Origin of the sequence: Rubritalea squalenifaciens DSM 18772, assembly GCF_900141815.1 — a bacterium.
GTDB classification, from domain to species: Bacteria; Verrucomicrobiota; Verrucomicrobiia; order Verrucomicrobiales; family Akkermansiaceae; genus Rubritalea; species Rubritalea squalenifaciens.
Genome location: NZ_FQYR01000003.1, coordinates 586942 through 598834 on the forward strand (window position 1 = coordinate 586942; position 11893 = coordinate 598834).

The 11893-nt window shown below is 50.4% G+C and carries 13 protein-coding genes and 1 tRNA gene; 9 read left to right on the forward strand and 5 right to left on the reverse strand.

From position 1 onward, the window contains the following. Positions 1-54: 54 nt before the first annotated feature. The 6 genes from BUB27_RS07820 (at position 55) to BUB27_RS07845 (ending at position 5277) form a co-directional block, all read left to right on the forward strand. Positions 55-1233, forward strand: a complete 1179-nt coding sequence (locus tag BUB27_RS07820) for a cysteine desulfurase family protein (RefSeq protein WP_143183257.1) — start codon at positions 55-57, stop codon at positions 1231-1233. Positions 1234-1294: 61 nt separating this feature from the next. Next, the gene (locus BUB27_RS07825) at positions 1295-2128 is read left to right on the forward strand and encodes a bifunctional transcriptional activator/DNA repair enzyme AdaA (protein ID WP_143183258.1); all 834 of its coding nucleotides are present in this window, start codon (positions 1295-1297) and stop codon (positions 2126-2128) included. Position 2129: 1 nt separating this feature from the next. Further along, positions 2130-2720, forward strand: coding sequence for an alpha-ketoglutarate-dependent dioxygenase AlkB family protein (locus tag BUB27_RS07830; protein ID WP_143183259.1), 591 nt, complete (start codon positions 2130-2132; stop codon positions 2718-2720). Between the two features lie 207 nt (positions 2721-2927). Beyond that, positions 2928-3974, forward strand: coding sequence for a ketol-acid reductoisomerase (gene ilvC, locus BUB27_RS07835; RefSeq protein ID WP_143183260.1), 1047 nt, complete (start codon positions 2928-2930; stop codon positions 3972-3974). A 113-nt stretch (positions 3975-4087) separates the two neighbouring features. Further along, entirely contained in the window at positions 4088-4552 is a 465-nt protein-coding gene (locus BUB27_RS07840) for a DUF6882 domain-containing protein (RefSeq protein ID WP_143183261.1), read from the forward strand. Positions 4553-4554: 2 nt separating this feature from the next. Then, positions 4555-5277 carry an HAD family hydrolase gene (locus tag BUB27_RS07845; protein ID WP_143183262.1) on the forward strand — a complete coding sequence of 241 codons (723 nt, stop codon included), beginning with the start codon at positions 4555-4557 and terminating at the stop codon, positions 5275-5277. 57 nt (positions 5278-5334) lie between these two features. Here the strand turns inward: BUB27_RS07845 and BUB27_RS18900 are convergent, their stop codons facing one another. The 4 genes from BUB27_RS18900 to BUB27_RS07855 form a co-directional block, all read right to left on the reverse strand. Continuing rightward, entirely contained in the window at positions 5335-5481 is a 147-nt protein-coding gene (locus BUB27_RS18900) for a hypothetical protein (protein WP_159434865.1), read from the reverse strand. A 48-nt stretch (positions 5482-5529) separates the two neighbouring features. After that, positions 5530-5691, reverse strand: a complete 162-nt coding sequence (locus BUB27_RS18905) for a hypothetical protein (RefSeq protein WP_159434866.1) — start codon at positions 5689-5691, stop codon at positions 5530-5532. Positions 5692-5763: 72 nt separating this feature from the next. Continuing rightward, positions 5764-6267: a crossover junction endodeoxyribonuclease RuvC gene (ruvC, locus tag BUB27_RS07850; RefSeq protein WP_143183263.1), complete on the reverse strand. Its 504-nt coding sequence runs from the start codon at positions 6265-6267 to the stop codon at positions 5764-5766. A gap of 33 nt (positions 6268-6300) precedes the next feature. Further along, positions 6301-7560 carry a DEAD/DEAH box helicase gene (locus BUB27_RS07855; RefSeq protein ID WP_143183264.1) on the reverse strand — a complete coding sequence of 420 codons (1260 nt, stop codon included), beginning with the start codon at positions 7558-7560 and terminating at the stop codon, positions 6301-6303. Between the two features lie 343 nt (positions 7561-7903). Here BUB27_RS07855 and BUB27_RS07860 point away from each other — a divergent pair, with 343 nt between their 5' ends. The 3 genes from BUB27_RS07860 to BUB27_RS07870 are packed head-to-tail and all read left to right on the forward strand — an operon-like array spanning position 7904 to position 11592. Then, on the forward strand, positions 7904-8563 hold the full coding sequence (locus tag BUB27_RS07860; RefSeq protein ID WP_143183265.1) for a sigma-70 family RNA polymerase sigma factor: 660 nt from the start codon (positions 7904-7906) through the stop codon (positions 8561-8563). Positions 8564-8565: 2 nt separating this feature from the next. Beyond that, positions 8566-11181: an SUMF1/EgtB/PvdO family nonheme iron enzyme gene (locus BUB27_RS07865; RefSeq protein ID WP_143183266.1), complete on the forward strand. Its 2616-nt coding sequence runs from the start codon at positions 8566-8568 to the stop codon at positions 11179-11181. 3 nt (positions 11182-11184) lie between these two features. Then, a complete protein-coding gene (locus BUB27_RS07870; RefSeq protein ID WP_143183267.1) occupies positions 11185-11592 on the forward strand; it encodes an OsmC family protein in 408 nt (135 codons plus the stop codon). A 106-nt stretch (positions 11593-11698) separates the two neighbouring features. On the opposite strand, the gene BUB27_RS07875 is transcribed toward BUB27_RS07870, so the two are convergent. Next, positions 11699-11771, reverse strand: a tRNA-Lys gene (locus BUB27_RS07875). Positions 11772-11893: the final 122 nt, after the last annotated feature.

The window sequence follows — 11893 nt, forward strand, 5'->3', positions numbered from 1 at the left end:
GTTTATCTGTGCTCAAAGTCTTGATCGGCGGGCATTGTAGGAGTATTGGTGGGTATGATCTATTTGGATTCCAATGCGACCACTCAAGTGCATCCAGAAGTGCTGGAGGCGATGCTGCCTTATCTGACGGACCAGTGCTATAATCCGTCCAGTGGCTATCGTGCAGGGAAGAAGGTCAAGGAGGCAATAGAGGAAGCAAGGGTTCAGATGGCGCAGCTTATCAACGCGGAACCTGATGAGATCTACTTCACTGGTTGCGGGACAGAATCCAATAATGCGGTTCTACTCTCGCTGGCTAAGATGGCGGGTGAGAATAAGAGGATTGTGACCAGTGCCATTGAGCATAGTGCTATTTTGAGAGTCTGTGAGGAATTGGAGCGTGAAGGCTTCCTCGTGGAGCGCGTAGGTGTGGACTCTGAGGGGAGACTCGACCTCGATGCCTGGAAGACTGCGGTGTCTAAGGGGGACGTCTGTATGGCGACACTTATGTGGGCCAATAACGAAACCGGGGTGATCCAGCCTATTGCAGAAGCCTATAAAGCGGCCAATGATGCTGGGGTGCCATTCCATACTGATGCGATTCAGGCTGTGGGGAAGGCGCATGTGGATGTGAAGGAGGTGCCTGTCGATTTTCTTTCCATTTCTGGCCACAAGTTCCACGCACCGAAAGGTGTGGGCGCTCTGTACATTCGTCAGGGGGTTGGTTTCGAACCCTTGCTTCGAGGCGGCGGACAAGAGAAGGGGAAGCGCAGTGGGACTGAGAATGTGGCGTCCATCATCGGCATGGGGACGGCTGCAGAATTGATGCGCTCACGATTGGAGATGGACTGTCACGATTGCGTCGGGGCGCTGAGAGATCATCTTGAGCACCGTCTGCTGACAGAGCTCGATGGAGTGCAGATTAATGGCTCCATGGAGCATCGCACCAAGAACACGTCTCATCTTTCCTTTGAGGGCTGCGAGGCGGCAGGTCTACTGATTCTGCTCGATGAGTACGGGGTGGCCTGCTCTGCGGGGAGTGCCTGCATGACAGGGAAACAAAAGCCAAGTCACGTGCAGAAAGCAATGGGCTTTGATGACGCCAGAGCTAAGAGCAGCCTGCGTATCTCGTTCTCGATTCTTACGACTAAAGATGAGACGGACAAGGCTGTCGAGGCCATCAAGAAGGCTGTCGGCAAGCTCCGCAGTGTGCAGGGTGCTGGCGGTGTGGGGCCTGTGGTGGTATACACCTAGACTCCAGATTAGCAAAAATCGGGATGTTTTAGGGTCGTCCAGGCTGTAAGGTAAGGATCGAATGACGAATAAACATCCAGATCTTCCGAGCGGGCATGCTTCTGCTGTCCAGCGAGCGTGTGTCCTCTTGCGTGAAGGGCAAACGATTGACTATGTCAGCAGGAAGGTGGGTATGAGCCGTTATCATTTCCAGAGAGTATTTAAAGAGACTCTGGGCTGTACACCGGGAGCCTATGTGAAGAGTTGCCGTGCGGATAAGCTCAGGGAGAGGTTATCAGAGAGTGACAGCGTTACAGACGCTATCTATGCGTCGGGTTACGGGGCTAGTTCCCGGTTCTATGAAGAAGCGAATGAGATATTGGGGATGGCTGCTAATCGCTACCGAAAAGGGGGAGAAGGTGAGGTCATCCGTTTCGCTGTAGGAGAGTGCTCGCTAGGAGCAGTTTTGGTGGCCTCATCTGAAAAAGGTATCTGTGCTTTATTCCTCGGTGACGACCCTCAGGAGTTGGTGAATGATTTGGAAAAACGATTCGGAAAAGCGGTGCTTTTAGGGGGTGAAAAAGACTATGAAGAAATCGTCGCGAAGGTGGTAGGATTCATCGAATCACCGAGTCAGAAATTTGATTTGCCTCTGGATTTGAGAGGGAGTGTTTTTCAGATGAAAGTTTGGAAAGCTCTGGCTGGGATCAAGCATGGAGAGACGGTAAGCTATGCCGAACTGGCCCAGAGAGTGGGGATGCCCAAAGCAACCCGGGCGGTAGCTAGTGCTTGTGGAGCGAATCCTGTCTCAGTCGTCATTCCCTGTCACCGGGTTGTTAGGGCGGATGGGTCTTTATCTGGTTACCGCTGGGGGGTGGAGCGGAAGAAGAGATTGCTAGATAGAGAGCGTCGTTGAGATGGACCTTTTTGGCTATGACCCGGCTGCGAATCTACTTCCTTGTGATGGGGAGGCTTATTATCACGGGCCTATCTTTGAGGGCGCCTATTTTGGCCAGTTGATGAGGGAGACCGAGTGGCGCCAAGATGAGGCCGTCATCTATGGTAAACGTATCCTTACGGCACGTAAGGTAGCATGGTGTGGTGACAAGCGTTATCGCTATCGTTATTCAGGCACTGTGAAGATTGCGCAGCCATGGTCTCCCGGGCTCAGTCAGTTGCGTGATCGGGTGGGTGCAGTCTTGGGGGCACATTTCAATTCTTGCTTACTCAATCTCTATGAAGATGGCAGTCAGGGGATGGCTTGGCACAGTGATGATGAGACGATGCTTAGGAGGCACGGGGTGATTGCATCTGTCAGTTTTGGAGCGGAACGTAGATTTTTGTTCAAGCACAAGAAGAGCGGGGAGAAGGTCGAATTGATGTTAGAGGATGGCAGTCTTTTAGTGATGAAAGGCACGACTCAGGATCACTGGCTACACAGCATTCCCAAGATGGCTCGAGTGAAAGGCCCTAGGATTAACCTTACCTTCCGACAAATCTTAGAATGAGCTATGTAAAAATCGTCACATCCTTGAGTGTATCAGGGTGAAACATGGTCTTTTTCGCGAAAGGGTTGAGTTTTTACGGCATATTCTTTTTGTATTCTTGACTGATTGAGTATGTAATACCAGTTTCTTCGCCGTTCTAGGACTTAGCCAAGACCTCAATAAGGTGCTGAGCAAGAACACTTACAAACCAATTCATACAACTAAGGAATGGCTGCTAAAATCTACACAAACAAGGACTGCAACATTGCGAGCATCAAGCGCAAGAAACTCGCAGTGATCGGCTTCGGTTCACAGGGCCACGCACACGCTCTGAACCTTAAGGATAGTGGATGCGATGTTACCATCGGTCTCTACAAGAAGTCCAAGTCTCGCGCCGTAGCTCAGAAGCTCGGCTTCAAAGTTGATGACACTGCTGAAGTAGTAAAGAACTGCGATGTCATCATGGTTGCTCTTCCAGACACTGTTATCCCAGAAGTATACGAAAAGGAAATCGCTCCAAACCTGAAGAAGGGTCAGACCCTCATCTTCTGTCACGGTTTCGCAGTACACTTCGGTTTCATTTCCGTTCCTAAGGACGTTAACGTAATCATGGTTGCTCCTAAGGGCCCAGGTCACACTGTTCGTTCCCAGTACGTAAACGGCAAGGGTGTACCAACACTCATCGCTATCGAGAACGATGCTGACGGCAAAGCTCAGAAGATCGCTCTTGGCTGGGCCAAGGGTATCGGTGGTTCCCGCGCTGGTGTTTTCGAAACAAACTTCCGTGAAGAGACTGTTACTGACCTCTTCGGTGAGCAGGTTGTTCTCTGCGGTGGCGCATCCGCACTTGTTAAGGCTGGCTTCGAGACTCTTGTTGAAGCTGGTTATCAGCCAGAGATGGCTTACTTCGAGTGCTTGCACGAGCTTAAGCTCATCGTTGACCTCATGGTTGAGAGCGGCATCGCCGGTATGCGTTTCTCCATCTCTGAGACTGCTGAGTACGGTGACGTAACAGTTGGTCCTAAGATCATTAACGACTCTGTTAAGAAGCGTATGGCTGCTCAGCTTAAGCGCATCGAAGACGGCAAGTTTGCCAAAGAGTGGATGAAGGAATACAAGGACGGCTGCAAGAACTTCAACGCGATCCGCAAGGCTGAAGCCAAGCATCAGATCGAAGAAGTTGGCGAGCGTCTTCGTGGCACCATGAGCTGGATCAAGAAGTCCAAGATCGGTAAGGGTGTTTCTCAGGCATCTTACGTTTCTGCTTCCAAGTAATTCCGCTGAATCAGCAAATTTCCAAAGCCTCTCGGTAGATTCCGAGAGGCTTTTTTGTATCCACGATATCGGCATGTCTTGCTTGATTGGGGTTGAACCGCTAGAGACAGGAAATGAAGGACGGATACAACATCGACTCAGAGATGGAGAATGCATGCTACCGCCTGGCGAGTATCATGGATGATCTTGAGGAGCATTGGCACTTTAGCAAGGTGACCGAGTGGGGGCTGGATGATGAAGCTGGATTGATCCACTGGACTTTACCAAATGGTAAGCAGGTTTCTGCGGCTTGCCAGGTGATGGGTACCTATGACCTTGGTACCGGATCATTCCTGTGGGCCTGGGGGAATGAGTCCATCGATAGCAATTTGAAGGAGGATGCCCAGCGTGTGCACGATTTCGGGCAACAGAACGGCGTCGATTTCCTGACCTTCCGAAAATTGGATTGTGCTGAGGACGATGTGTGGGACCTCATTGCGCTGGCATCACAGATTTGCGATAGTCGTGGTGCTTATTGTGGGGAGATGGATGGTGTGCTGATTTACGTAAGCTTCGGAGATATTAAAGTAGTCAGTTGAACATGAAGGGATACGCGCTATTTGATTTGGACCAGACCATTGTGCCTTGGGATACTCAGTTGCTGTTCTGTAATTTTGTACTCAAAAAGGAGCCTTTGCGTCGCTTGCATGTTTTGGGGTTTCTCCCGTTTTTGCCGTTCAATAAGTTGATCGGCACAGAAGGGATGAAGAGGGTGTTTTTAAATTACCTCTATGGCTTAGATCAGTCTGTCCTGGATGCTTATGCTAAGGAGTTCGTTGATGAATTGATGGAGGGTGGCCTCTACGATGAGATCGTTGATGAGGTGAAGCGCCAGAAGTCGGAAGGGCGATTGACTATTCTTAATTCTGCTAGCCCGGAAATCTGGGTCAAATATTTGGGGCCGGCACTGGGTTTCGATCATTGGTATGGAACTCGTGTAGTCATCAATGGGAAGGTTGATCTCTTCCCGGATATTTACGGCGGTAATAACAAAGGGGCCGTCAAGCTGGGACGTATGAAGAAACATTTCCCGGAGGGCTGGAGTGAGGGGGATGTTTTGCCCAATAGCTGGGGCTACTCTGATAGTCACGCGGATATCCCGATGCTGGATATCTGCGAGCATAACGTAATGGTTCATCCTACCAGCAAGCTATTAGAATATGGCCAGGGCAAAGGGTGGGAGGTAAGAACGCCTAAACGTCCTACTGCTAACAGGACTCAATTTGGTATTGCTTGTTTCAAGCAGATGCTCGGGGTCTATTAAAAAAAGCCCCGCACACTGGATGGTGGCGAGGCTGGTTTTAAGTGATGTCTGTTGCGATTACTTCGCGGTCACTTCTACAACAACAAACTCTTCAGCTTTGGGACCTAAGGACTGAATAGCCATTTCTTTGGTGAAATCACCATCGCTTATTATGGTGATAGTCTGGGCGTCTTTGTTGGCGCGATCGACTTCAATCGATTTCACCCCGGTGATAGTTTCGAATGCCGCACGGACACTCTTTTCACAGCCGCCTCAGACAACGCCCGTCATGGAGACGGTATAAGTCTTGCCTTCAGCTGTAGCCTCCTGAGAGGCTTCTGAGCTTGTAGTGCTTGTTTCAGCTTTCTTCTCACACGCGACAAAGCCTAGGGTCATTGCCGCAGCAAGCATTGGTAATAGTGTATATTTCATCATGCTACTGGTTTGAGTTGCATGGCTAACATCGCACACATTGACGTGAGTGTCTAATTGTGTGGCGATTAGGCTTTATACACGGCTAGATTGGAGCAAGGAGGCCTTGGCGGGGTCTGAGGCAGATAGGTGTGCAATTGCTATGGCGATCGCGTCAGCGGCGTCGTGAGGCGGTGTTTCAGATAATCCTAACAAAGCCCTGACCATAAAGGCAACTTGAGCTTTATCCGCGTTACCATTTCCAACGACGGCTTTTTTGACTTTCTTGGGGGCGTACTCGTAGATTTCGAGCCCGTGATCGGCGGCTGCTATCAAAGCCGCCGCCCTGGCTGCGCCCATGCTGATGGCCGTGCGAACAGACTGCACGAAGATGATTCCCTCGACGGCGACCACGTCAGGCTCGTACTGGGTGATCAAATTAGCCAGTCCAGTCCTGACGGCGGAGAGTGCTCCGGATTGGGGAATCTTGGCGGGGATAGAGATGACCCCGTAGTCAATCGCACGTTGCTTGCTGTGATCGCCTTCGATCACGGCGTACCCTGTATTCCTGACAGCTGGGTCAATAGAGAGGACACGCATGGATCTAACGATAAAACGACTGATCAGTGAGGACTATCGGCGGCGTCTGCGAGGGGCAGATGGACGTTTCTTTCTAATCGATTTGGCCGGGGATTCGTCTAGTAAGGCTGTGTACTTGTAGTCAAAGTTTTCAAGCTTACGGCGCTTAATCTTCTGGTTCACAAAATTTTCTACTGAAGTAGCGAAGTCTAGTTCGTCTGCAGTGAGGATGGTGAATGCATCACCCTCGGACTCGGCACGGCCAGTACGGCCGATGCGGTGTACGTAGTCTTCTGCATTCTCAGGGACTCGGTAGTTGATCACATGAGTCACCGTGGAGATATCGATGCCGCGGGCAGCGACATCTGTGGCCACAAGGATGTTGTAGGTGCCGTCTTTGAAGCCACTGAGAGCTTTCATGCGATCAGACTGCTTGATGTCTGAGTGCATGGCGGTGACCTTGGCATCGCTACGTGTGTTCAGCATGGAGCAGACTTGGTCGGCTTCTTTACGAGTACGGGTGAATACCATGACGGAGTTGAAATCCGTCTGCTTGAGAAGAGCGAGCAGTAGATCATCACGCTGATCCATGGAGACTGGATAGAAGGCGTGGTTGATGGTCTTGGCCACTTCACGACGTGCGATCTCGATTTTAGCCGGGTTGTCCAAGCAGAAATCTGCAAACCCCTGGATGGCTGGAGGCATGGTGGCAGAGAAGAAGAGTGTCTGGCGGTCGGCAAACTCTCTAAGCTTAAACTTCTCTTCACGCTCCTCTCGAGGCTTGTTGAGTGCATTCTTCCATGGGCAGAGATTGACAATCTTGCGAACGATTGGAAGGAAACCCATGTCGAGCATGCGATCCACCTCATCGAGGATAAGAATTTTTAGGTCTCCGAAGCGCATGGTGCCTCTGTAGAAGTGATCTACCATGCGGCCTGGAGTGGCTACTACGATGTCAGCACCGGCTTGGAGAGCTTCTGTCTGGGCTCCATAGCCTACACCTCCGTAGAGTAGGGCCACTTTGCAGCCAGTATGCTTTCCATAGGTCTCAAACTGCTCAGCAACCTGGTGTGCCAGTTCCCTTGTAGGCTCCAAGACAAGAATCTGAGGTTTGCCGATGGGTTTGATTTTCGAAAGAGAGGGGAGGGCGAATGCGGCAGTCTTTCCTGTGCCAGTTTGAGAAGCACCTACGACATCTCGACCCTCCAATACCAATGGGATTGCCTGTGCCTGAATGGGGGTAGGGTTTTCGTAGCCGGCTTCTGTAACGGCTTTAAGAATAGGCTCTGAGAGTCCGAGATCTTTGAAAGACATGAGTGCGAATTAGGGCGAAACTTCACGAAGTGAAAGTAAAATCGTTGATTTCTAGGGATTTCAGAAAATTTTAGCTGAATATCTGCTCTCTTTGATGGCTTTAGATCATGTGTTTTGGCGAACGCGATTTTTTTCGGAATATTCCCCACGGCTGGTACAATGCTCAAGCTTCCACAATGGGAGGTGTATCCAGAAGTTTGTATTATCTGTACTATAGTGTGGTTTTAGCCTCGCATTAAGTGATTAAATTATTGAGATAATTGATAAGACTAAGCAACGATTGTCGTTTTTTGAACAACGGTGCGAGACAGATGGTGCACGATGTGCTATGGATTTCTTAAAGATGTCAGACGAAGAAGAGGATAAAGAGAGAGATGAGATGCTGCAGAGCGGGTTTGCCAAAACCCGCAAGAGCCTCATTGCCCGCCTGGATAACTGGGAAGACCAGCGTACCTGGGATGAATTTTACCAGACCTACTGGAGGTTGATCTACAGCGTGGCCCTGAAGTCAGGTCTGCGATCCGAAGAGGCGTTTGACTGTGTCCAGGAGACCATTCTTTCTATTGCTAAGCAGTCCAAGAAGCAACTGTATGATCCAGAGCAGGGCAGCTTCAAGACTTGGCTCATGAATATGACCCGCTGGCGTATCAATGATCAATTCCGTAAGCGGAAGAAAGATACTGCCATGACAGCAGGCTTTGCCGACGACGAGCGTAAAACAGCTGTGATCGATCGTGTAGAGGATCCCAAGGGGGATGTGCTGGACAGATTGTGGGAGGTAGAATGGAAGAAAAACATCGCTGATGCCGCGCTTGCGAGAGTTAAATCTCAGGTGTCGCCTAAGCAATATCAGATTTTTGACTGCTATGTGGTCAAGCAATGGGATGCCAAGAAGGTTCAGGATCGACTAGGCGTCAGCATGGCTCAGGTTTATCTCGCAAAGCATCGTGTTGGTTCCGTTCTGAAGAAAGAGCTAGCCAAGCTGGAGAAGGAATCTGAATAACCATGACCAACAAGATCCGCCCAGACGTCAAGATTCCAGATCATGAGGTGCTCCGCAAAATCGGCGGTGGCTCCTATGGTGAGGTTTGGCTTGCCCGCGGTGTTACCGGGGCCTGGAGGGCGGTCAAGATTGTCTGGCGTGAGGACTTTGAGGATGACCGCGGATTTGAGCGTGAATTTGAAGGCATTCTCAAGTTTGAACCAATTTCTCGCGATCATCCGGGTCTCGTAAATGTCCTTCACGTAGGGCGTAGTAAAGAAGGTGAGGATGTCTTCTATTACTATGTGATGGAGCTCGGCGATGACATCCGCAAGGGGCGTGAGATCAATCCCGTGGAGTATGAAGCGCGTACCCTGCGCTCAGATTTGGTGGAGGCCAATGGCAAGCCTCTCGACTTGGAATTTTGTCTCGAAACGGGAATCCGCCTCTCCAATGCTCTCGTGCATCTACACAATAAGGGCTTGGCGCACAGGGATGTGAAGCCCAGTAATGTGATTTTCGTGGGTGGGAAAGCCAAGCTGGCCGACATCGGTCTGGTGGCTGCCAGGGGACAGAGAACTTTCGTGGGTACCGAGGGCTTTGTTCCTCCGGAGGGGCCTGGTACGGCCCAAGCGGATATTTATAGTCTGGGTAAGGTTCTATATGAAATGATCACGGGTAAAGACCGCATGCAGTTCCCGGAGCTGCCTGATGAGTTGCCCGGTGGTGAGAAGCGCAAGCAGTTGCTCGCCTTTAACCAAGTGATTTGTGAGATTTGTGAGCCGCGTGTCAGTAAACGAAACATCACTTCTGCTGAGCAACTCAGTGAGGCCTTGGAGAGGCTTCAGAGAGGTAAGCGTATCCGTCTAAAGCGGAACTCCTGGGCCATGAAGGGGGGGCTTGCTGTTCTCCTGCTATCAATGGCCAGTGTTGCGCTTTACTATACCAAACCTTGGGAGGTCGAGCCTAAGCTCACGGACATCAAGAGGAATGGTCAAAACGGAGGAGTAAATCCGGCAGATAGCGTACCGAAGGCTCCCAAGTATGAGCATTGTGCTGTCGTGATCACGACCAAGCCTACTGGGGCTTACGTCTACGAGAATGGCTTGTTGCTTGAGCAACAGACTCCCACGGATTTCAGGGATTATAAACCGGGTACTGAAGTCACTTTCAGATTTGAAATGAGCGGCTTCAAACCCAAGACGGTGACTTATACGGTTCCGGATCAGGACTTGGATGAGGTGAGTGAAGAGCTGGAGAAGTTTACGCCTCCCGTGGCTGATGTTCCTTGGATAGACCCATTGGGGGTAACGTATTTACCTGTCGATGATGCCCACCTGTCAGGCTTCGTCAAAAAGGGTAAATTTGCTCAATTCCTTAAGAAGTACCCGAACGTAAAAGCATTTGAATATGTTCCCTTTAGTCAGAATGGTGAAGTAGGGGAAATCGTCTTAATGACCAGAGAAGTGGCTGAGAATTATACCCATTGGCTGGAGCAGCTTTCCTTAGATAATGGATACTTGGAGACCTCTCAGATGATCATTCCACGGCAAGATCCAGATCTCGTAGTCAGTGGTTTTGGTGATGTGCAGAAGAAAGCGGGTCTTTTACCCACGCGCTGTGAGGTCAAAATGATCCCCTATGCTAGCATACGGATAGCATCTGACCCTGAAGGGGCGCGGGTCTATGTGAATGGCGAGTGGCGTGGAGTTGCTCCTATCCCTGTCGAAAAGATTCGCCCGGGTAAAGTGATGGTGGAAATGCGGATGGATGGCTACAGAAAGCATACTGAGGTCCTCAATCTCGCTGACCGGGAGGAGCGCCGCTATACCGTCAAACTGAAGCGTAATAATGGTGTGGTCTTCGGTAAGCCATGGGAGAATAGTCTCAAAATGAAAATGGTGCCTGTGACAGACACCATGATGGCATCGGCTTGGGAAGTTCGCGTGGCTGACTATGCTGAGTTTATCAAGAGTAGCGGTCACAGGGGGGGGAGAAATCCAGGGTTTGAGCAGGGGCCAGACCATCCAATGGTCGGAGTCAACCGCAAGGATGCCATCGACTTCTGCAAATGGCTCACAGAGAAAGAGAGAAAGGAAGAGCGTATTAGTGACAAGCATCGCTATAAATTACCCTCCGACAGTGAGTGGAGCCTGTTCTTTGGAGTGGAGGAAAAAGAGGGCTTAAGTCCGTGGGAGAGAAATGGTAGTGCTCGTAATAACCCAGTGCTCGCTGATTTGACTCTCTGGGGAGGAGAGTTTCCGCCGAAAGCGCTGGTCGGCAACTTGTCAGACGAGTCAGCCGCTGAAGCTGAAGGGATTAGTAAGGAGCGCAGTATTCAAGGCTACAATGATGGCTATCAGAATACCTCTCCAGTCGGTAAATTTCCCCCTAACAACCTGGGCATGTACGACCTCTGTGGAAATGCCTTTGAGTGGGTGACCGACAACTACAAGCAAGATGATAATACGGGCACGGTCCGGGGTGGTAGTTGGGCGACTTACGCTGAGCACCAGTTGTTGGTGCGCTGGCGCTCTGCGGTTGCTCCTGGTTTGCGAGACAACCAATATGGATTCAGGGTGGTCTTGGTAGATGAGTCTATCAAGGTGCCAGCCTCCGATATTCCGGAAGAAGAATAGTTTATGGTAGAAATTACGGTTAATTATGAAGGTGAGCTGAGATGTTCAGCGACTCACGGACCATCAGGGAAGATGCTTCAGACTGATGCTCCAGTAGACAACAATGGCAAAGGGGAGACATTTTCTCCTACAGACCTCATGGCTACAGCTTTAGGGTCTTGTATGGCTACTATCATGGGCATCGTAGCGGCACGCAGGGAGATCTCTCTGGAAGGTTTGTCCATCAAGGTGGAGAAGCACATGTCTGAGGACATGCCTCGTAGGATAGCCAAGCTTCCTGTTCAAATCACCATGCCGATGCCTGAGGATTCTCCTTTCAAGGATCTCATGATCAATGCTGCGCTCACATGCCCGGTACATAAGAGTCTCAGGGAGGATATCGAGGTGCCCATCACCTGGATCTGGCAATAATCAATTTCTTGAAGCAAGGCGTCCATAGGGCGCCTTTTTTCTTTCTAGATCAAACAACAAAAAACCTGCATGACTGAAGTCTTGCAGGTTTTTTTTATTGGAGAAGTACGCAGACTGGGACTCGAACCCAGGACCAATTGGTTAAAAGCCAACTGCTCTACCAACTGAGCTATCTGCGCATTCGTTGGTGATTAGGGTGCCTTGCGGCGGGCAGAGACGTAGTGCCTCACGCGATAAATGGCAAGAAGCTTTTTCGTTTTTTTGTGAAAAAGTTTGGTGAGCTTAACTGTCTCATTTCATT